The 18,187-nt window shown below is 64.7% G+C and carries 20 protein-coding genes; 15 read left to right on the top strand and 5 right to left on the bottom strand.

Going from position 1 to position 18,187, the window contains the following annotated elements; all coding sequences use genetic code 11:
• Positions 1-59 precede the first annotated feature (59 nt).
• Complete coding sequence (locus EDE12_RS12585) at positions 60-704, bottom strand: hypothetical protein (protein WP_134188099.1); 645 nt, start codon at positions 702-704, stop codon at positions 60-62.
• A gap of 385 nt (positions 705-1,089) precedes the next feature.
• On the opposite strand from EDE12_RS12585, the gene EDE12_RS12580 reads away from it, so the two are divergent.
• From EDE12_RS12580 to EDE12_RS12565, 4 genes are all read left to right on the top strand, one after another.
• Positions 1,090-2,115 (top strand): glycoside hydrolase family 19 protein, encoded by a 1,026-nt coding sequence (locus EDE12_RS12580; RefSeq protein WP_051592481.1) that lies wholly within the window; start codon positions 1,090-1,092, stop codon positions 2,113-2,115.
• A gap of 5 nt (positions 2,116-2,120) precedes the next feature.
• Positions 2,121-2,249 (top strand): hypothetical protein, encoded by a 129-nt coding sequence (locus tag EDE12_RS22465; RefSeq protein WP_280949685.1) that lies wholly within the window; start codon positions 2,121-2,123, stop codon positions 2,247-2,249.
• 9 nt (positions 2,250-2,258) lie between these two features.
• Positions 2,259-2,645: a hypothetical protein gene (locus EDE12_RS12575; protein ID WP_026598744.1), complete on the top strand. Its 387-nt coding sequence runs from the start codon at positions 2,259-2,261 to the stop codon at positions 2,643-2,645.
• Positions 2,646-2,905: 260 nt separating this feature from the next.
• The gene (locus EDE12_RS12565; RefSeq protein ID WP_026598745.1) at positions 2,906-3,328 is read left to right on the top strand and encodes a hypothetical protein; all 423 of its coding nucleotides are present in this window, start codon (positions 2,906-2,908) and stop codon (positions 3,326-3,328) included.
• Between the two features lie 588 nt (positions 3,329-3,916).
• On the opposite strand, the gene EDE12_RS12560 is transcribed toward EDE12_RS12565, so the two are convergent.
• The 3 genes from EDE12_RS12560 to nhaA form a co-directional block, all read right to left on the bottom strand.
• The gene (locus EDE12_RS12560) at positions 3,917-4,279 is read right to left on the bottom strand and encodes a hypothetical protein (RefSeq protein WP_024880047.1); all 363 of its coding nucleotides are present in this window, start codon (positions 4,277-4,279) and stop codon (positions 3,917-3,919) included.
• A gap of 90 nt (positions 4,280-4,369) precedes the next feature.
• Complete coding sequence (locus tag EDE12_RS12555; protein ID WP_024880048.1) at positions 4,370-4,708, bottom strand: hypothetical protein; 339 nt, start codon at positions 4,706-4,708, stop codon at positions 4,370-4,372.
• A gap of 49 nt (positions 4,709-4,757) precedes the next feature.
• On the bottom strand, positions 4,758-5,960 hold the full coding sequence (gene nhaA, locus EDE12_RS12550) for a Na+/H+ antiporter NhaA (protein ID WP_024880049.1): 1,203 nt from the start codon (positions 5,958-5,960) through the stop codon (positions 4,758-4,760).
• A 118-nt stretch (positions 5,961-6,078) separates the two neighbouring features.
• On the opposite strand from nhaA, the gene EDE12_RS12545 reads away from it, so the two are divergent.
• From EDE12_RS12545 to EDE12_RS12535, 3 genes are all read left to right on the top strand, one after another.
• On the top strand, positions 6,079-7,206 hold the full coding sequence (locus EDE12_RS12545; RefSeq protein ID WP_024880050.1) for an anhydro-N-acetylmuramic acid kinase: 1,128 nt from the start codon (positions 6,079-6,081) through the stop codon (positions 7,204-7,206).
• Between the two features lie 87 nt (positions 7,207-7,293).
• The gene (locus tag EDE12_RS12540) at positions 7,294-7,887 is read left to right on the top strand and encodes a redoxin family protein (RefSeq protein WP_024880051.1); all 594 of its coding nucleotides are present in this window, start codon (positions 7,294-7,296) and stop codon (positions 7,885-7,887) included.
• Positions 7,888-8,162: 275 nt separating this feature from the next.
• Entirely contained in the window at positions 8,163-9,002 is an 840-nt protein-coding gene (locus tag EDE12_RS12535; RefSeq protein WP_026598747.1) for an outer membrane beta-barrel protein, read from the top strand.
• 58 nt (positions 9,003-9,060) lie between these two features.
• Here EDE12_RS12535 and EDE12_RS12530 read toward each other — a convergent pair whose 3' ends face one another.
• Positions 9,061-9,735 (bottom strand): alpha/beta hydrolase, encoded by a 675-nt coding sequence (locus EDE12_RS12530; protein ID WP_024880053.1) that lies wholly within the window; start codon positions 9,733-9,735, stop codon positions 9,061-9,063.
• Between the two features lie 272 nt (positions 9,736-10,007).
• Here EDE12_RS12530 and EDE12_RS12525 point away from each other — a divergent pair, with 272 nt between their 5' ends.
• The 8 genes from EDE12_RS12525 to EDE12_RS12490 all read left to right on the top strand — a co-directional run bounded on the left by EDE12_RS12525 (position 10,008) and on the right by EDE12_RS12490 (position 18,131).
• Positions 10,008-11,105 carry an acyltransferase family protein gene (locus EDE12_RS12525; protein ID WP_166671853.1) on the top strand — a complete coding sequence of 366 codons (1,098 nt, stop codon included), beginning with the start codon at positions 10,008-10,010 and terminating at the stop codon, positions 11,103-11,105.
• A 9-nt stretch (positions 11,106-11,114) separates the two neighbouring features.
• Positions 11,115-12,275, top strand: a complete 1,161-nt coding sequence (locus EDE12_RS12520; RefSeq protein ID WP_026598749.1) for a cysteine desulfurase family protein — start codon at positions 11,115-11,117, stop codon at positions 12,273-12,275.
• A gap of 67 nt (positions 12,276-12,342) precedes the next feature.
• Positions 12,343-13,812, top strand: coding sequence for a Fe-S cluster assembly protein SufB (sufB, locus tag EDE12_RS12515; RefSeq protein ID WP_024880056.1), 1,470 nt, complete (start codon positions 12,343-12,345; stop codon positions 13,810-13,812).
• 140 nt (positions 13,813-13,952) lie between these two features.
• A complete protein-coding gene (gene sufC / locus EDE12_RS12510) occupies positions 13,953-14,702 on the top strand; it encodes a Fe-S cluster assembly ATPase SufC (protein WP_024880057.1) in 750 nt (249 codons plus the stop codon).
• A gap of 10 nt (positions 14,703-14,712) precedes the next feature.
• On the top strand, positions 14,713-16,017 hold the full coding sequence (sufD, locus tag EDE12_RS12505) for a Fe-S cluster assembly protein SufD (RefSeq protein ID WP_024880058.1): 1,305 nt from the start codon (positions 14,713-14,715) through the stop codon (positions 16,015-16,017).
• On the top strand, positions 16,014-17,264 hold the full coding sequence (locus tag EDE12_RS12500) for a cysteine desulfurase (protein WP_024880059.1): 1,251 nt from the start codon (positions 16,014-16,016) through the stop codon (positions 17,262-17,264). Before sufD ends, EDE12_RS12500 begins: the two co-directional genes overlap by 4 nt.
• A 15-nt stretch (positions 17,265-17,279) precedes the next feature.
• A complete protein-coding gene (locus EDE12_RS12495) occupies positions 17,280-17,690 on the top strand; it encodes an iron-sulfur cluster assembly protein (RefSeq protein ID WP_198022766.1) in 411 nt (136 codons plus the stop codon).
• A 15-nt stretch (positions 17,691-17,705) separates the two neighbouring features.
• A complete protein-coding gene (locus tag EDE12_RS12490; protein WP_026598751.1) occupies positions 17,706-18,131 on the top strand; it encodes a VOC family protein in 426 nt (141 codons plus the stop codon).
• Positions 18,132-18,187 lie beyond the last annotated feature (56 nt).

The following is an 18,187-nucleotide window of genomic DNA, read 5'->3' as shown; positions in this document are numbered from 1 at the left end:
TGGCTAGGACGGTCCCTGTCGAAGCCAGATCAAGATAGGAGTGACGAACGATGATCCGCTTAACTCATTGGGCTGCGTTTTTCGCGGGATTTTGTCTTGCTGGGTTTAGTTCTATTTTCGTGCTTCTTGCGCATCTGTTCCAGCCGTCTGAGTTGCTGCCGGCTGACCGGTTTATCAACAGCATCACCGCTACGATCTCCGGATGCAATGTGGTTCTGGACGGTGATGTTATTGTTGACGATGGCCGGGGGAGCTGGCTCGCTTGGACGAGCCGCCTTAAAGGCGGAGGTCACGTTGTTCCCGACCGTGCTGAGCGAAGTGAGGATAAAAATAAGTATCAGAAGAGCGGCCAGCGGGTTATTCGCGCCAAGCTTCTTTACGATTGCGGCGGCCTCTGATGGTAGAATATCTACGGCTTCAATAAGCGCCTTTTCCGGAGTTATAATGCCTGACTTCGTATTCTCGGCAAGCTTGCGTAGCCGAGCCAAAACCTCTTGAGTGACTCGGCCAGAACTTAAAATACGCATCGCGCCATCGGCGATGTCGAATGTTCCGTCCATTATCATGCCCATATGGCCATTTGGACATGGCCCAGCTCTGTTATCCTTCATTGTTATTTTTGTGCCGGCTCCTACGCAGACGCCCGAAGGGAAAATCGAATGGCAAGTTTGGCAATAGGCGGGGATATGGATTGCGGTGCCCATAAAATGGCTCATGTCGAGTGAGTGAGTCGGCCGTCAAGCGAGCCTTGACGATTTGCGAAGTTTGGAAAATACAGGGTCGCCTATTTTTGGGATAGCGACAAGTGTTGCGCCCGAAAATCTCGCCACCACCGCCAGAGTCCGCCGACCTTCGCCTCAACGCTCCTCGCGAGTGTATTGCCGCTATCTGCGCAAGCCCTGTTGCTTTCGGAGCCGCGCCGATACAGGCGGCTCGCGTGCCGAGAGGAGCGGCGCATGCGAGGCCGCGCCGGCGGAATAGCACGATCGCCATAGCATCCTTCAAATCGCATCGCCAAATTCTTCGCTCCGCTCGCGCGCCGCGCGAGCGCTTTCGCGCGCCTATGCGCGCTTCCCCAAAAGGTGAAATATGACCGATTGGAACGCGGTAATTCGCGCGACCGCAGACCCGCGCGCGAAGAAGAAGCCCGACGCCGCAATCATTGGCATGATCGCGGATCATGCGGACGATCAATTCCCGACGTGGGGCTTCACGACGATCCGTCGAAAAGCGGCGCTGCTCGCGCATATTTGCGTCGAGACCGCGAATTTCACGGCGCTCGAGGAAAATCTGAATTACTCGGCCGAGCGGCTGCATGAGGTCTGGCGGAAGCGCTTTCCGACCGTCGAAAGCGCGACCCCTTTCGCGCACAATCCGAGAGCGCTTGCGAACAAGGTCTATGGCGGCAGGATGGGCAATCGTGCCGGCACGGATGATGGATGGCTCAACCGCGGAAAGGGCCTGTTGCAGTCGACGGGTCACGACAATGCCGGCGAGCTGGGAAAGAAGCTCGGCGTCTCGCCCGAAGTCGCAAGCGCATGGCTGATCCATCCCGACCATGCGCTCGAATGCGCATGCACGCTATTCGTCTTGCTCGGCGCCCTGCCGGCGGCGGACAGCGGCGACGTCGTCGCACAGACGAAGCGCATCAACGGCGGCAGGAACGGCCTCGCGGAGCGTCAGGCGGCCTATGCGCGGGCGATGCGCGCGCTGTCTCTGGAAACGGCGAAGGCGCGCGTCGAGGCGCCACAGGATGACGCCGAGCCGACGGAGACGCCGCCGTCTGTGGGCGAGCTGCGCGCCGCCGGATCACGGACGATCAAGGGCGCGGACCAGGCGCAACAGGGCGTCGCCGGCGCGATGGTTTCCGTCGCCGGCGCCTCGGCCGCACTGTCGCAAATCAAAGACGTCGCCGACCAGGCGCAAGAGGCGGCGACGGCCGTGCAGAGCGGCGTCTCCGCGCTCGAGGCGCTGCGCGATTATTGGCCGCTGCTCGGCGTCGTCGGCCTCTCTGCCGCCGCCGCCTATTTCGTCTGGCGCGCCTGGCGCGGTGCATCGCTCGTCAAGGCGGCCCGCGTCGATGATGCCGCCTCTGGCCTCAATATCGGGAGATGAGCGCCATGCTCGAGATCATCAAAACGGCCGTGGAAGTCGTCGGCGGCTCTGTCGCCATCGGCCTCGCCATCGGCATAGGCGCGCCGCTGCTCTATGTCGGCTGGCTCGCCATTCGCCGCAAGTTGATCGGCTGAGGGCGCGCAATGCCGATCCTCGCCCTCCTCCCGATGCTGGTGAAGGGCGCGCTCGACGCGCTCTCCGCCGCCGTCCGCACGCCGATCGGCGCGGCGGCCGTCGCCGCGGGCCTCACCTGGCTCGTCGTCAGCCACAATGAGCGCGCCGCCTGCTCGGCGCGCGCTGAGGCGCTACGCCTCGAGCTCCAACGCGCGGCCGACGCCGAGCATGCGCGGCGCGAATCGGCGATCGGCGCGGCCGAGGCCGTCGGCCGCGCCGAAGCCGACGCCCTCGCCCGCAAAAACCTCGATCTCGAAATCCGACTGAAGGAAGCCGCCGATGCGTCCGCCGCTCTCGATCGCAGCCCTTGCCTTACTCGCGACAGCGTCATGCGCCTCGAAAGACTCGCCCGATAGCAGCCGGACCGAGCCGGTGCGCGAGCTGGCGCACGCTACAGCGCCCGGCGATCTCGACAAGCCTTGCGAGCGTCCGACCAGGCTGCCGCCACGCGCGCTCGCCGCCGGCGAGGTCGAGCGGCTCTGGGGGCGCGACCGGGTGGCTCTGGTGAGCTGCGGTGATCGCCATGGGGCGAATGTTCAGTGGCGTGAGCGTCGGGACTTGGGGCTGGCAGGCGAAGCGAAGTGAGGGCTGAACGGTGGCGCAAGGCGAGGGGGATATGATCGGGATGCTCGATCGCGCGAAAGATTGGCTATTGCCGCTGGCGAGCGGAGCGACGCCGGCGGCGATCTTCGGATGGCTGGCGGGACGCAAAAAGGCCGAGGCGGAAACGGCCAAGGTCGCCGCCGATGCGACGAAGGCGACGGCGGAAGCCTCCAAGGCGGAGGCCGAGGCCGACGCGGTCTATGCGGGCATTTTGAACGAGCGGTTCAAGGCGTTGATCGACGGCTATGAAAAGCGCATCGCCGACCTCACGGCCGAGGTCCATGGCCTGCGGGACGAGGTCAAGGCCTTGCGCCAGGCGCTCGACAGCCGGACCCGCGCCGAGGCGGAGGATGCGCGCCGCCGAGCCGGGCTCACTGGCGGCGCGACGGCAATCTCGACCGATGGCGATGTGCGAGACCTCGGCCGCGTCGTCTAGCGCCGCTCAGGTCAACAAAAGCATGAGCCCCGCCGGTCCGCCGGCGGGGCTTTTTGCGTTTTTGGGCCCGCTGGACGAGATTGCGCCATGGCTGGCGCACTCACTCTGCGGACATGTCCGCTCGACCCTCTGGAGATCGCATGCGAGCGCTGCGGTCGAGCCGGCCGCTACGGCCGCGCTGGGCTTGTCGAGCGATTCGGCGCCGACATTGCCCTACCCGACCTACTCCGCCGCCTCGCCGCCTGCGACCGCGCTACAGATATGAGCCATCCCTGTGGCGCTCACTATCCTGCGCTGCGGCCTCGCGCGCAGAATCGCTAATCCAATGGCCCCGAATTGGCCCACGAATGGGCCTTCGCATCGCTGGAAAAGTGAGGGAGCCGAGCGCCTATTTCTGGACCTATCGCGGCGAGAAAAAATCCCGCTTACGAACCCTAGGTGATTGAAAAATAGAGCTTGGCGAAGCCCCTCCGAGGCCTCCAGCCCCCTTCCCCTCGCTCTTTTCGGCCGCTAGAGCATTTTCCGATCGAACGGTATCGATCGATCGGAATCGCTCCGACGTTAGAATGCCGTTGGATCGGATAGGCCCTAGAGACGCTCGACCATCAGCGATTTCTCGAGAGCGCCGAGCTTCTCCGGCAGATCGGCGACCGTGTCGGCGAGAGCGGCGGCCAGCAGGCTCTCCGCCACCTCATGCTTATATTCGTCGAACACCAATTCCAGCGCGTCATAGGAATCGTCCTGAATCGGCCGCACCAGCGCGATGCTGGCGTGATCGTCGACCGATTGCGCGAGGCGATCGAAACGCGCGCGCGTCGTCTCCGGCAGCATGGATAAGACGGCCCGCTCATAAGCGCCGTCGAACATATCGCGCAACGCGAGCAGCTCGCGCATCAGTCGATAGAGCTCGATGACCTCGGGGCTGTTGGATGTTCGGAAAAGTTGATCCATAGGAAATCCTACTCTCTCGAATTCAATAATTTCGAGTTCAACCCGGTTCGGAACGCTTGTCAAGGTTGCGTTTGGGCCGGCGCACGCGCATCACGGCGCCGTTACCGTCCGATGATGCCGACGCTTGATCGCATCGATCTCCTCCAGCATCGCCTTCAGCGCGTCGATCGCCTCGCGCTCCTGCGCGGTGAGCTCGCATTGCGGATGAAAATGCGCGAGCAGCACGGCCATTGCGTCGCCGATGCGGCCGAGCTGCTTGCCATAGCTGCCGACGTCGGCGAGCACGTCCTCTTCCACCTGCGGCGCGCTCGAGCGCCCGAGATTTATGTTGATGAGGCCGAATTGCCCGCCATAAGGGCTGAAAACGGCGGTCCAGGGGTTGATGGTCTGGGCGACATCGCCCGAAAGCGGAAGCTTGAAATTGGCCATGAGAACGGCGCCTCGTGAAAAGGAAACGAAGGCCGAGCTTAACCCTTTTTCACGAATCGGCCAGCGGATGCGCGAGCGGCTCGGCGCGCCGACGCGACGCGATCCACAGAACCAGCGAGCCCAGCAGAATAGAGGCGGCCGAGCCCGCCAACACGCCGATCTTGGTGGCGCGCATCGCCGCCTCGTCCGCCTCGAAGGCGATCTGGCCGATGAAGAGGCTCATGGTGAAGCCGACCCCGCAGAGCACGGACACGCCATAGAGCTGGACCCAGCCGGTCTTGGGCGGCCGCGAGGCGATTCGCGTCGCCAGCGCCAGGGCGACGGCCACGAAGACTCCGAGCTGCTTGCCGAGAAAAAGGCCGAGCGCGACGCCCAGAAGAATGGGCGCGCCGGCCGCCCCGAGATCGCCGCCGCCGAGCGCCACCCCCGCATTGGCGAAGCCGAACAGCGGCAGCACGATAAAGGCGACGAACGGCCCGAGCGCATTCTCGAGCCGGTGCAGCGGCGTATGCTCCTCCGGGTCCGGCCCGGAGAGGCGCAGCGGAATCATGGCCGCCAGCAGCACGCCGGCGAGCGTCGCATGGACGCCGCTGAGCTGCACGAAATGCCAGAGCGCCACGCCGAGCAGGAGATAAGGCGCGAGAATCGTGACCTCGAAGAGATTGAGGCCGAGCAGCAGGAACAAGGTCACGCCCGCGCCCAGCATGGCAGGAGCCGACGGATCGCCGGCGTAGAACACCGCTATGATGACGATGGCGCCGAGATCGTCGAGAATGGCGAGCGCAGTGAGAAAGACTTTCAACGCGCCGGGCACGCGGTCCCCCAGCAGCGCCAGCACGCCGAGCGCGAAGGCGATGTCGGTCGCCGAAGGAATCGCCCAGCCGCGCGCCGCCGGGGAGTCGGCGTTGAAATAGGCGTAGATCAGCGCCGGCGCGGCCATGCCTCCGAGCGCCCCCACGCCGGGCAGCACGCGGGCGGACCAATGGCGCAAATGGCCGTCGAGCAGCTCGCGCTTGATCTCGAGGCCGACCAGCAGGAAAAACACCGCCATCAGCCCGTCATTGATCCAATGCAGCAGCGAATGGCCGGAGATCGGAGTCTCCAGCAGGCTGTGATAGGATTCGGCAAAAGGCGAGTTGGCGAGCGCGAGCGCCACTGCAGCGCTCGCCATCAGCACGACGCCGCCCGCCGCCTCGCTCGCAAGGAAGCGACGGAGAGTCGACGGCGCGGCGTGATGCAGGCGTTGTTTCATGGCGGGCGCCGCCCAAGGTGAGAAAGACGCGCCACACTTGAGCGATTTGCATCGCTCTGGCAAGAAAATCCGGCTCGGCGCACGAGTCGCCCGAATATGCGCAGGCAGGAGACGCAACATGACCCTCTTTCGCGCCATCGGCCTCATGTCCGGCACTTCCATGGACGGCGTGGACGTCGCGCTGCTCGATACCGACGGCGAAGCACGGCTCGCCTTCGGCCCGACCGGCTTCTTCCCTTATTCGGATGCAGATCGCGAGCTGCTTCGCTCGGCCCTCGCCGAGGCGACGCGCCTCGCGGACCGCGCCGCTCGGCCCGGGGCGGTCGGGGCGGCCGAGCGCCTCATCACCGAGCGCCACGCTCAGGCGGTCGAAGCCTTTTTGCGCGCCGAGAGGCTCGATCCGGCGAGCGTCGACATTTTGGGGTTTCACGGGCAGACCGTGCTGCATCGGCCACAGAGCCGGCTCACCGTCCAGATCGGCGACGCGCCGGCGCTGGCCGAGCGGCTCGGCGTCGATGTCGCCTATGATTTTCGCGGCGCCGATGTCGCCGCCGGCGGCGAGGGCGCGCCGCTCGTGCCGGCCTATCATCGCGCTCTGGTTGCATCCAGCGGGATCGAGGGGCCGGTCGCCGTCATCAATATAGGCGGCGTCGGTAATGTCACTTTCGTCGATGGCGACGCCGAGCCCCTCGCCTTCGACACAGGTCCCGGCAATGCGCTGATCGACGATCTGATGCTCGCCCGCACCGGCTCGCCGGTCGACCGCGACGGCGCGACCGCCGCCGAGGGCCGCGTCGACGAGGCGATTCTGCAATCCATGCTGAGTCATCCATATTTTCAGAAACTGCCGCCGAAGTCTTTAGACCGAAATGATTTTTCATTTCGTGCGACAGATGAGCTTTCGCTGGAGGACGCGGCCGCGACGCTCACCGCCTTCACCGCGGCCTCCCTCGCCCTCGCCTTTTCGCAGACGCCCTCGGCGCCGCGCCGCGCGATCGTCTGCGGCGGCGGCGCGCATAATCCGACGCTGATGCGCGCGCTCGCCGACCGCCTCCCCTGCCCGGTCGCCACGGCGGCGGAGGTCGGCTGGATGGGCGACGCCATAGAGGCGCAGGCTTTCGCCTTTCTCGCTGTGCGTGTGCTGAAAGGCCTGCCGCTGACCTTCCCCGGAACCACCGGGGTGAGCGCGCCGACCAAGGGCGGCGAGATCACCGCCGCGCAGCGCGGCCGCCGCGCCATCGGCTGAGCGAAGAGATCGCTCTAGCTTTCGCCGCCTCTTTCATTCCGCATTGAGGGTTTCGTCTTCAAATGCGCGACGCGAGAAGGAGGAAGCGTGACCGAGACGATTCAGCGTGACGAGGACGCCCACGCTTGGCCGAGCCGGCGCAATCTTCTGCTCGGCGCGCTCGGGGCGGTCTCGGCCGGCGTCGGAGCGGCGGTCGTCGAGCAGGTCTGGAAGCGCAAGGACCTCTCCGCCCGCTTCTTCAACACAATGTCGATCGAGGCCTTCGATCTGCCGCCGACGCCGGGGCTGACCTTCGCGGACGGACGTCCCATGCCGGGCTTCGGCGCCGGCGATCTCGCAGGCAAGCGCTCGCTCCTCTATCTCTGGGCCTCCTATTGCCCCAGCTGCCGCGCCGAGCATCACCTCTTGATGGCGCTGGCGCAAAAGGGCGTCGCCATCTACGGCGCCGATGTGAAGGACGATCCGGCCCATGCCCGCAGCTTTCTGGCCGAGCATGGCAATCCTTTCGTCGCCGTCGGGCAGGACCAGCGCGCCTTTCTGCAGCGGGCGCTGGGCGCGCGCGGGGTTCCGGCGAGCTTCGTCGTCGCGCCCGGCCCCAAGATCGATGTCTCGATCCTCGGCCCCATAGACGAGACCGCGATCGCGACTCGAATTTTGCCGGCGCTGGCGAAAAGCGCCTGACTCGGAACCGGGCCTGCGCGAGTCGAGCGAAGGCTCTGAGCACATTACCAAAAATTTGTAATATTAAATTTTGTTAACAAGTAGATTCCCGCCTCGCCCCAAATATTGCGAAAAATTAACTTGAGATCGGACCGCATAGAGCAGAGCCTCAGCTCGCTCCCGCCGGTTTGCGGCTCGCGTTTTCGAGACCGCCCCCGCCATCCGGCCCGCCCCGGCCCCGTCTCAGCGGATCGTGGGGACGGCGGGAGCGCTATCGAAACCGAGGTCCTGTCCCCATGACGAAATCCATCGTCGTGGCGAGCGCGCTCGCGCTCGCCTGCACTCTTGGTCCGGCGCTGGCCGCCGACCTTCCCTCCACCAAATCCGCGCCCGCCTTCATCCCGCCGGTCGCGCCGCCACCGATCTGGACCGGCCTCTACGCCGGTCTCAACGCCGGCTATACATGGTCCAATAGCGACACTGTCGCCCAAACCTATTGGGATACAGACGCCGCCGGCCTCGGCGCCAGCGCGCTCATCGGCAATTTTCCCGCCTCGATCAACGCCAATGTCTCCGGCTTCATCGGCGGCGGCCAGATCGGCTATAATTCCCAGGTCTCGGACAAATTCCTCTGGGGCGTGGAGGCCGATATTCAGGGCCTCGCCTCGAGTGGCTCCGCCGCCACGCTCACCGGCGCCTCCGCCTACACCACGCTCTCGCGCGGGATCGATTATATCGGCACGGCGCGCGGGCGGCTCGGCTATCTCATCACGCCGACACTTCTCGCCTATGCGACGGGCGGTCTCGCCTATGGCCAGACCAATCTCTCCGCGAGCTATCTCGGCGCGCCGACGATCGTCGCATCCGACTCCTATTCCGATCTTCGAATCGGCTATGCGGTCGGCGGCGGCCTCGAATGGCTGTTCGCGCCGCGATGGAGCGCCAAGGTCGAATATCTCTATTACGACCTCGGAACCGCCTCGACGCCCGGCGCCGTCTACGCCTACACATCGGCGCTCGGCTCGCAAATCTCGGGCGCACAATCCTCGACGCGCTTCGACGGCCATATCGCCCGCGCCGGGCTGAACTATCATTTCGACTGGTTCAAACCGGCGCCGATCGCCGCCAAATTCTGAGCATAAAAAAAGCGCGGCGCCCGGCGCCGCGCTCCCCGCGCCTGAATTCTGCTCGAGCTCAATCGCCCCGCGCAGGAATGGCGATGCGCGGCGGATTGCCGAGACGCTTGTCGAGATAGGCGTCGACATGAGCGATCAGCGGCTCGATGCGGTTCTCGAAGAAGTGGTTGGCGCCCTGCACAACCGCATGCTCGATGACGATGCCCTTCTGCGTCTTCAGCTTCTCGATGAGGCCGGTCACTTCCTTCAGCGGCGCGACGCGATCGATGTCGCCATGAATGAAGAGGCCCGAGGACGGGCACGGCGCCAGAAACGAGAAATCGAAGCGATTGGCCGGCGGCGCGACCGAGACGAAGCCCTCGATCTCCGGCCGGCGCATCAGCAATTGCATGCCGATCCAGGAGCCGAATGAGACGCCGGCGATCCAGCAGGCGCGCGCCTCGGGATTGACGGCCTGCGCCCAATCGAGCGCCGCGGCCGCGTCGGAGAGCTCGCCCGCGCCATGATCGAAAGAGCCCTGGCTGCGGCCGACGCCGCGAAAATTGAAGCGCAGGACGGAAAAGCCGCGCTCGGCGAAAGCATAATAGAGGTTGTAGACGATCTGATTGTTCATCGTGCCGCCGAACTGCGGATGCGGATGCAGCACGATGGCGATCGGCGCGCCGCGCTGCGCCGATTGATGAAAGCGGCCTTCGAGCCGGCCGGCGGGGCCGGTGAAAATGACCTCGGGCATGAAGTTCCTCGTCTCCCCCGCGCGAAAAACGCGCTTTTTTCGGCGGGCGGTTTTCGCCAGCGCCGAAAATGCGTTATGCTCCAGCCGGAGCGCCCTTTGCCGGGCGTCCGCGCGTCCGGCGCGCACCGAACCCGCGGCTCGTTTTCGGCCGAGCGGGCCTTCTAGCATGTGTGACGGCGCTAGATGCAAGAGTTTTGAAGGGTCGTGGCGCATTCTCGGCCGCCGATCTTCAGCTCGGCGGCGGCAGACGTTTCGCGAAGGGACGAGATTTCTTGGTCGATATCGTCCGGCGTCCTGCTCCGCTCGAGGCAACGGCTCCGCTGGAGACATCGCAGGCGGCGACCAAAGGCGGCCGCGATCTCGGTCTCGACTTCATCAAGGGAGTTTTGATCCTCCTCGTCGTTTTCGGCCATTCGATTCAATGGATCGTCCATGCGGGAACGGAAGACTATTGGGCGGATGGGCTGTTCAGGGCCATCTATCTCTTTCATATGCCGGCCTTCATCGCCGTCTCCGGCTATCTCGCGGCGAGCCGGATCGACGCCGCGACGAGCCTTCGCCAATTCCTCTTTCGCCGCACGCTGCCTCTGCTCCTCGCAATGGCGGTCTGGGCGGGCGTTTTGGCTTGGCCGAATCTCGCGCGCGCCTACGTCGGTCTCGAGACTCATGTCCTTTCGGACGTGTGGAGGGACTTTCTCGGCTCCTTTTGGTTCTTATGGACTGTCGTCGTCGGCTCCGCCGGAGCCTTCGCCGCGACGCGCTTCGGCGCCTATGAGCGAGCGGCGCTGCTGCTGATCGCGGCCGCGCTGCTGCTGGCGCCGCTGCCCGATTTTCCACGCTCGGTCATTCGCTACACGGCCGCCTTCTATCTCATCGCCTTTCTCGCCGGGCGCGCCGGCGTGACGATCCGCTCCATCCCGCCCCGCATCGCCGTCGCCGCCGGGGCGGCGGCTGCGGTCGGATGGCTATTCTGGAGGCAGGACACTTATATCTACAACAATGGCTTCGCCTATTGGCGGCCGGGCGTCGCCAGCCAACTGGCGCTGATGCTGCCGGTCTCCGTCGCGGCGACGCTGGCCTTTCTGCGAGCGGCGGTCGCTCTACACGACAGGATCGCGCATTCGGCGGCGGCGTGGACAATGGTCTCCCTCGGCGGAATGACGCTGGAAATCTATCTGACGCAAACAGTGGCGTTTCGTGCGACCTCGCTGCTGCCGGAATTCGCCGCCGGCTATCTCGATGCGGCGACGGCGACCGCGGCGATCGTCGCGGGGACGACGGCGCTCGTCGCCCTCTCCCGCCGTCTGCCCGGCGGGGGATTGCTCTGGGGCCGGCTGCCGGCCCTCCCATTCCGCGCGCGGAACGATTAGCTTCTCGATATGTCCGCTCCCCGCGCCTATCTCGACCATAACGCCACCACGCCGCTGCGGCCGCAGGCGCGCGACGCCATGCTCGCGGCGCTGGAGACGCTCGGCAATCCCTCATCCATCCATGCCGAAGGCCGCGCCGCCCGCGCGCTGATCGAGGCGGCGCGCTGTGAAATCGGCGCGGGACTTGGGACGAAATCACGCAATGTCGTCTTCACGTCCGGCTCGACCGAGGCCGCCAATCTGATTTTGACGCCTTTCTTACAACGAGACCAAACTACGGCGGAGATCGATCTGCTGCTCCTCGGCGCCGGCGAGCATCCGGCCGTTCTCGCCGGCCATCGCTTCCCCGCCGAGCGCGCCGAGACCATCGGGCTCGACCCGGAGGGCGGCCTGTCGCTCGATGCGCTGGCCGATACGCTGCAGCGCAACAAAGGTAAACGAATTCTGCTCGCCCTGCAGGCCGCCAACAATGAGACCGGCGCCATACAGCCGGTCGCCGCCGCGGCCGATCTCGTCCATGCGGCAGGGGGGCTCCTCATCTGCGACGCCACCCAGACGGTCGGCCGACTGGAGACCACATTCGCGGCCCTGCGGGTCGATGCTTTGTTCTTTTCCTCACATAAGATCGGAGGCCCTATGGGCGCCGGAGCACTGGCGTTCGCCGAGGACCGGCTCCATATCAGAGAGGCGCTTTTGCGCGGCGGAGGACAGGAGAGCGGACGCCGCGCCGGCACCGAGAATGTGGCCGCCATCGCCGGTTTCGCCGCGGCTTTCGCAGTCGCAAAAAAAAGCATGGCTGCGGAGGCCGAGAGGCTCGGCGCGCTGCGCGATCGGCTGGAGGCGAAAGTCGCAGAAATCTGGCCGGAAGCCATGTTTCTCGGCGCGAAAGGCCCAAGGCTCGCCAATACCTCGGCGTTTCTGACGCCGGGGCAGAAGACGCAGACTCTGCTGATGGCGCTCGATGTCGAAGGCGTGGCTCTCTCGTCGGGATCGGCCTGCTCCTCGGGCAAGGTGAAAGCGTCCCATGTGCTCGCCGCAATGGGCCTCGAGGAAAAGGCCGCGCTCAGGGCGAGCTTGGGTTGGAGTTCGACCGAGGAGCATGTAGATTTGTTTGGTATCGCTTTTGCAGGGGTCGCAAAGAGGATCAGGGCGCGGCGGACGGCCGCCTGAAGGGCGGCTCCGGCGGCTCTAATTTCGGCCGGCGGGCCTTGAACCCGTCGAGACGAGGAGAGGACACATGGCGGCTCGCCAGGAGACGGTGGCGCGCGTCGAAGAGATCGACGTCGACGCATATAAATACGGCTTCACCACCGATATCGAATCCGAAAAGGCCCCAAAGGGTCTCAGCGAGGATATCGTCCGCTTCATTTCGGCAAAGAAGAACGAGCCCGAATGGCTGACCGAGTGGCGGCTCGAGGCCTATCGGCGCTGGCTGACGATGGAGGAGCCCAAATGGGCTCGCGTCGACTATCCCGCGATCGACTATCAGGACCTCTATTACTATTCCGCGCCGAAATCGACGCCCGGCCCCAAGTCGCTGGACGAGGTCGATCCGGAGCTGCTGCGCACCTATGAGAAGCTCGGCATTCCGCTGCGCGAGCAGGAAGCGCTGGCCGGCGTCGAGCAGCGCAAGGTCGCTGTGGACGCGGTGTTCGACTCGGTCTCGGTGGCGACGACCTTCCGCGAGGAGCTGTCCAAGGTCGGCGTGATCTTCTGCCCGATCTCGGAAGCGGTGCGCGAGCATCCCGAGCTCGTCCGCAAATATCTCGGTTCTGTCGTGCCGGTGACGGATAATTTCTACGCCACGCTGAATTCCGCCGTCTTCTCGGACGGGTCCTTCGTCTACATCCCGCCGGGCGTACGCTGCCCGATGGAGCTGTCGACCTATTTCCGCATCAATGAGAAGAACACGGGACAGTTCGAGCGCACGCTGATCATCGCCGACGCCGGCTCTTACGTCAGCTATCTCGAAGGCTGCACGGCGCCCAAGCGCGACGAGAACCAGCTGCACGCCGCCGTGGTCGAGCTTGTCGCTCTCGACGACGCCGAGATCAAATATTCGACGGTGCAGAACTGGTATCCCGGCGACAGCGAGGGTAAGGGCGGCATCTACAACTTCGTGACGAAGCGCGGCGATTGCCGCGGCAAGAACTCGCACATCTCCTGGACGCAGGTGGAGACGGGCTCCGCGGTGACGTGGAAATATCCGTCCTGCATTCTGCGCGGCGATAATTCGCAAGGCGAGTTCTATTCGATCGCAGTGTCGAACGGCTATCAGCAGGTCGACAGCGGCACGAAGATGATCCATCTCGGCAAGAACACCAAGAGCCGCATCATCTCCAAGGGCATCTCCGCAGGCCATTCGCAGAACACCTATCGTGGACAGGTGTCGGCGCATCGCAAGGCGGAAGGCGCGCGCAATTTCACAAATTGCGACAGCTTGCTCATCGGCGACAAATGCGGCGCGCATACGGTGCCCTACCTCGAGTCGAAGAACGCCTCCGCCGTGTTCGAGCATGAGGCGACGACGTCGAAAATCTCCGAGGACCAGCTGTTCTACTGCATGCAGCGCGGCCTCTCCGAAGAAGAGGCGACGGCGCTCATCGTCAATGGTTTCGTGCGCGACGTTCTGCAGAAGCTGCCCATGGAATTCGCAGTGGAAGCGCAGAAACTGATCGCAGTGAGCCTCGAAGGCAGCGTCGGTTGACGTATCGATGAGCAAAGAGGCGCTCTGCGTTTATTGAGCGCCTCTTTACGAGGCAGGCGAGCGACGAAACGGCCCCAATAGAGCGGCCCCCGAATTGCAACGTCCCTCGCACGACAGCGAACAGCCAACAGGACGACACCATGATCGAAATCAAGAATCTCCACGTCTCCATCGGCGAGCGTAAAATTCTCGACGGGCTGAACCTCACGGTGAAGGACGGCGAAGTGGCGGCCATCATGGGGCCGAACGGCACCGGCAAATCCACGCTCTCCTATGTCATCTCCGGCCGCGACGGCTATGACGTCACCGAGGGCGAGGTGCTGCTCGACGGCGAGAATATTCTGGGCCTCGAGCCGCATGAGCGCGCCGCCAAGGGCGTGTTCCTCGCCTTCCAATATCCGGTCGAGATTCCGGGCGTCGCGACGATGACCTTCCTCAAGGCCGCCGTGAACGCGCAGCGCCGCTCACGCGGCGAGGAAGAGCTGCAGACTCCGGACTTCATGAAGCTGATCCGCGAGGCTTCCACCAAGCTCGGCATCAATATGGACATGCTGAAGCGCGCGCTCAACGTCGGCTTCTCCGGCGGCGAGAAGAAGCGCATGGACATTCTGCAGATGAGCCTGCTGCAGCCGAAATTCGGCATTCTCGACGAGACCGACTCCGGCCTCGACATCGACGCGCTGCGCATCGTCTCCGAAGGCGTGAACGCGCTGCGCTCGCCGAACCGCAGCTTCCTCGTCATCACCCATTATCAGCGCCTGCTCGATTACATCAAGCCGGACACTGTGCATGTGATGGCCAAGGGCAAGATTCAGAAGACCGGCGGGCCGGAGCTCGCGCTCGAGCTCGAGAAGAGCGGCTATCGCGATTATGTCGGCGAAGCGGCGTGAGGATAAGATCATGACCGTGCAGGCGATCGACAAGAAGAGCGAGGCCGAGACGGCCTTCGCCGGCGCCTTCGAGGCGATGAAAGGCAAGGGCGCGTCGTCGTTGCGCCAGGCCTCGTGGGAGTTCTTCACGCGCAAAGGGCTTCCGACGCGTCGCGTCGAGGCGTGGCACTATACCGATCTGCGCGCCTCGCTGCGCACAGTGGCTCCGCTCGGCGCGCCGGGAGCGATCACGCTGCCGCCGACGACCCTCGGCCGTGTGCGTCTTGTCGTCGCCGACGGCGCCTTCCGGCCGGAGCTGTCCGATGTCGCGGCTCTGCCGGCCGGCGTCGAGCTCTCCTCTCTCGCCGATGTCCTCGCCAAGGAGGACGGCGCCGTCCTCACGGCGCTGGGCCTGCCGGAGAATGCGGGCGCCGACGCGGTCGTCGCTCTCAATGCGGCGCTGATGCAGGACGGCGTCGTTCTGCGCATCGCTCCGGCGACGGACGTCGCCAAGACGATCGAGATCCTGCTGCTCTCCACCGGCGGCGAGGCGCTCTCCTCCTTCACACGCTCGCTCGTCATCGTCGGCGACGGCGCCAAGGCGAAGATCGTCGAGACCTCTCTCGCCCTCGCGCCTTCCGGCGCGCAGGAGAACCACGTTCTCGCTTTCGCGATCGGCGCGGGCGCCGAGGTCGAGCATATCGCCGACATCGGTCCGCAATCGGAATCCGCCATCCGCCTGTTCAGCCTGCTGATCACGGCGCAGGCGAAAGCCGCGTTCAAATCGCTCGGCTTCGTCGAAGGCGGCGGCCTCGTGCGTCGGCAAATCTTCGCGCGGCTCGCCGGCGAGGAGGCGAGCGTCTCGCTCGACGGAATCTCTCTGCTCGGCGGCAAGGATCACGCGGATACGACGCTCGTCGTCGAGCATGCCGCGCCGCATTGCAAGAGCCGCGAGCGCTTCCGCAACGTGCTCGATGGTCAATCGACGGGCGTGTTCCAAGGCAAGGTGGTGGTGCGCCCGGGCGCGCAGAAGACCGACGGCTCCATGCAGTCGCGTGCGCTGCTGCTCAGCGAGAACGCCACAATGAACAATAAGCCGGAGCTGGAGATTTTCGCCGACGACGTCGTTTGCGGCCATGGCGCCACTTGCGGACGTCTCGACGCCGACCAGCTCTTCTATCTGGTGGCGCGCGGCCTGCCCAAGCATGAGGCCGAGGCGCTGCTGATCGAAGGCTTCGCCGGCGAGATCGTCGAGGCGCTCGGCGAAGAAGCGGCGCGCGACGCCTATTTCGAGCGCATCCGCAGCTGGCTCGGCAAGCGAGGGGGAGCGAAGTGAACCAGCCGCTCTTGGCCGAGGCCACGCCAGCCTATGATGTCGAGGCGATCCGCCGCGACTTCCCGATCCTGGCGGAAAAGCCCTATGGCAAGGATCTCGTCTATCTCGACAACGCCGCCTCGGCGCAGAAGCCGCGGCAGGTGATCGAGCGCATCTCCCAGGTCTACGAGCACGAATACGCCAATGTGCATCGCGGCCTGCATTATCTCGCCAATGCGGCGACCGACGCCTATGAGGGCGCGCGCGAATCCTTGCGCCGCTTCCTCAACGCCGGCGATCGCGAGGAGATCATCTTCACGCGCGGCGCGACGGAGGCGATCAATCTCGTCGCCTCCTCCTTCGGCCTCGCCAATATCGGCGAGGGCGACGAGATCATCCTCTCGATCATGGAGCATCACTCCAATATCGTGCCCTGGCATTTCCTCCGCGAGCGCAAGGGCGCGGTGCTGAAATGGATCGAGACCGACGATAATGGCGTCTTCTCGCTCGAGGATTTCGAGAAACTGATCACGCCGAAGACGAAGATCGTCGCGCTGACGCATATGTCCAATGTGCTGGCGGCGCCGACGCCGATCGCCGACGTCGTGCGCATCGCCCACGCCCATGGCGTGCCGGTTCTCGTCGACGGCTCGCAAGGCGCGGTGCATCTCGATGTCGACGTGCGCGCGCTGGACGTCGATTTCTACATCATCACCGGCCATAAGCTCTATGGGCCGACCGGCATAGGCGCTCTCTATGGCAAGCGCGAGTGGCTCGAGAAGCTGCCGCCTTTCGCCGGCGGCGGCGAGATGATCGAGACGGTCACGCGCGACTATGTGACCTACAACACGCCGCCGCATCGCTTCGAGGCCGGCACGCCGCCCATCGTGCAGGCGGCGGGTCTCGGCGCGGCGCTCGAATATATGCAGAAGATCGGCCGCCCGGCGATCCGCGCCCATGAGGCCGATCTCACCGCCTATGCGCATGAACGCCTCTCCGTTATACCGGGGCTTCGAATCTTCGGTCACGCTAAAGACAAGGGACCGATCGTCGCTTTCGATATGCCGGAGGCCCATGCCCACGACATAGCGACCGTTATCGACCGCTCGGGCGTCGCCGTGCGCGCCGGAACCCATTGCGCCATGCCGCTATTGCAGCGCTTCAACGTCACCTCCACCTGTCGCGCCTCTTTCGCAATGTATAATACGCGCGACGAGGTCGATCGTTTGGCGGAAGCGCTACTGAAAGCGAAGGCGCTGTTTTCTTGATAAGGAGACAGAATCATGACCAAGACCGATGACGCGGCGGAGCCGCAGGAAGTCGTGACCGGTCGGGAGCTGACTCGGGATGAGCAGCAGTCCCTGCCCGCGGGCCGATCGAAGGAAGAAGTCGAACGGCTGACGCAAGGCATTGTCGCCGCGCTGAAGACCGTCCAGGATCCCGAGATTCCCGCCGATATTTTCGAGCTGGGCCTGATTTACAATATCGACATCACGCCCGAGGACGTCGTCTATATCGACATGACCTTGACCGCGCCGGGCTGTCCCGTCGCCGGCCAGATCGTCGAGCAGGTGCAGAGCTCGGTGAGCCTCGTGCCGGGCGTGATGGCTGTCATCGTCAAGCTCGTCTTCGAGCCGCCATGGGATCAGAGCCGCATGTCGGACGAAGCCCGCATGACGCTCGACATGTGGTGAGCGTGAGGAGAGCCGATGGACACGCCCGCGCCGAAAATCGACGGGTGTCTCGAGACGGCTCTCTATGTCGAGGATTTGACGCGCGCCTCGCGTTTCTATGAGGATGCGCTCGGCCTCGAGCCCATGTTCGCCGATCAGCGGCTCATAGCCTATGATTGCGGCCCGCGCAGCGTGCTTCTACTATTTGCGCGGGAAACAATGGGCGAGACGGTGGTTCTGCCGGGGGGCGAGATACCGCCGCACGAAGGCCGCGGGCGTCTGCATTTCGCGCTCGCGATCCGGCTCGAGGATCTCGGCCTGTGGGAGCGGCGGCTCGCGGAGAAGAATGTGCCGATCGAGGCGCGGATGGAGTGGCCGCGTGGCGGGCGGAGCCTCTATTTCCGCGATCCCGACGGCAATCTCGTCGAGCTGGCGACTCCGGGCATATGGAAGAATTATTGATCGCGACGTCTGGCCGCGCATCCACGCGGAAGACGAAGGGATGTAGGGAGCGAACA

The organism is Methylosinus sp. sav-2, from assembly GCF_004366495.1.
Lineage (GTDB): Bacteria > Pseudomonadota > Alphaproteobacteria > Rhizobiales > Beijerinckiaceae > Methylosinus.
This window is presented reverse-complemented; position numbering and strand designations above follow the sequence as displayed.

What these genes read in the sequence shown, in the direction of transcription:
- nhaA (WP_024880049.1), bottom strand. Translation starts at nt 5,960, where the DNA reads ATGAAACAACGCCTGCATCACGCCGCGCCGTCGACTCTCCGTCGCTTC.
- EDE12_RS12520 (WP_026598749.1), top strand. Translation starts at nt 11,115, where the DNA reads ATGTCCGCTCCCCGCGCCTATCTCGACCATAACGCCACCACGCCGCTG.
- EDE12_RS12535 (WP_026598747.1), top strand. Translation starts at nt 8,163, where the DNA reads ATGACGAAATCCATCGTCGTGGCGAGCGCGCTCGCGCTCGCCTGCACT.
- EDE12_RS12490 (WP_026598751.1), top strand. Translation starts at nt 17,706, where the DNA reads ATGGACACGCCCGCGCCGAAAATCGACGGGTGTCTCGAGACGGCTCTC.
- EDE12_RS22465 (WP_280949685.1), top strand. Translation starts at nt 2,121, where the DNA reads ATGCTCGAGATCATCAAAACGGCCGTGGAAGTCGTCGGCGGCTCTGTC.
- EDE12_RS12560 (WP_024880047.1), bottom strand. Translation starts at nt 4,279, where the DNA reads ATGGATCAACTTTTCCGAACATCCAACAGCCCCGAGGTCATCGAGCTC.
- sufB (WP_024880056.1), top strand. Translation starts at nt 12,343, where the DNA reads ATGGCGGCTCGCCAGGAGACGGTGGCGCGCGTCGAAGAGATCGACGTC.
- EDE12_RS12495 (WP_198022766.1), top strand. Translation starts at nt 17,280, where the DNA reads ATGACCAAGACCGATGACGCGGCGGAGCCGCAGGAAGTCGTGACCGGT.
- EDE12_RS12585 (WP_134188099.1), bottom strand. Translation starts at nt 704, where the DNA reads ATGGGCACCGCAATCCATATCCCCGCCTATTGCCAAACTTGCCATTCG.
- EDE12_RS12565 (WP_026598745.1), top strand. Translation starts at nt 2,906, where the DNA reads ATGATCGGGATGCTCGATCGCGCGAAAGATTGGCTATTGCCGCTGGCG.
- EDE12_RS12580 (WP_051592481.1), top strand. Translation starts at nt 1,090, where the DNA reads ATGACCGATTGGAACGCGGTAATTCGCGCGACCGCAGACCCGCGCGCG.
- sufD (WP_024880058.1), top strand. Translation starts at nt 14,713, where the DNA reads ATGACCGTGCAGGCGATCGACAAGAAGAGCGAGGCCGAGACGGCCTTC.
- EDE12_RS12575 (WP_026598744.1), top strand. Translation starts at nt 2,259, where the DNA reads ATGCCGATCCTCGCCCTCCTCCCGATGCTGGTGAAGGGCGCGCTCGAC.
- EDE12_RS12530 (WP_024880053.1), bottom strand. Translation starts at nt 9,735, where the DNA reads ATGCCCGAGGTCATTTTCACCGGCCCCGCCGGCCGGCTCGAAGGCCGC.
- EDE12_RS12545 (WP_024880050.1), top strand. Translation starts at nt 6,079, where the DNA reads ATGACCCTCTTTCGCGCCATCGGCCTCATGTCCGGCACTTCCATGGAC.
- sufC (WP_024880057.1), top strand. Translation starts at nt 13,953, where the DNA reads ATGATCGAAATCAAGAATCTCCACGTCTCCATCGGCGAGCGTAAAATT.
- EDE12_RS12555 (WP_024880048.1), bottom strand. Translation starts at nt 4,708, where the DNA reads ATGGCCAATTTCAAGCTTCCGCTTTCGGGCGATGTCGCCCAGACCATC.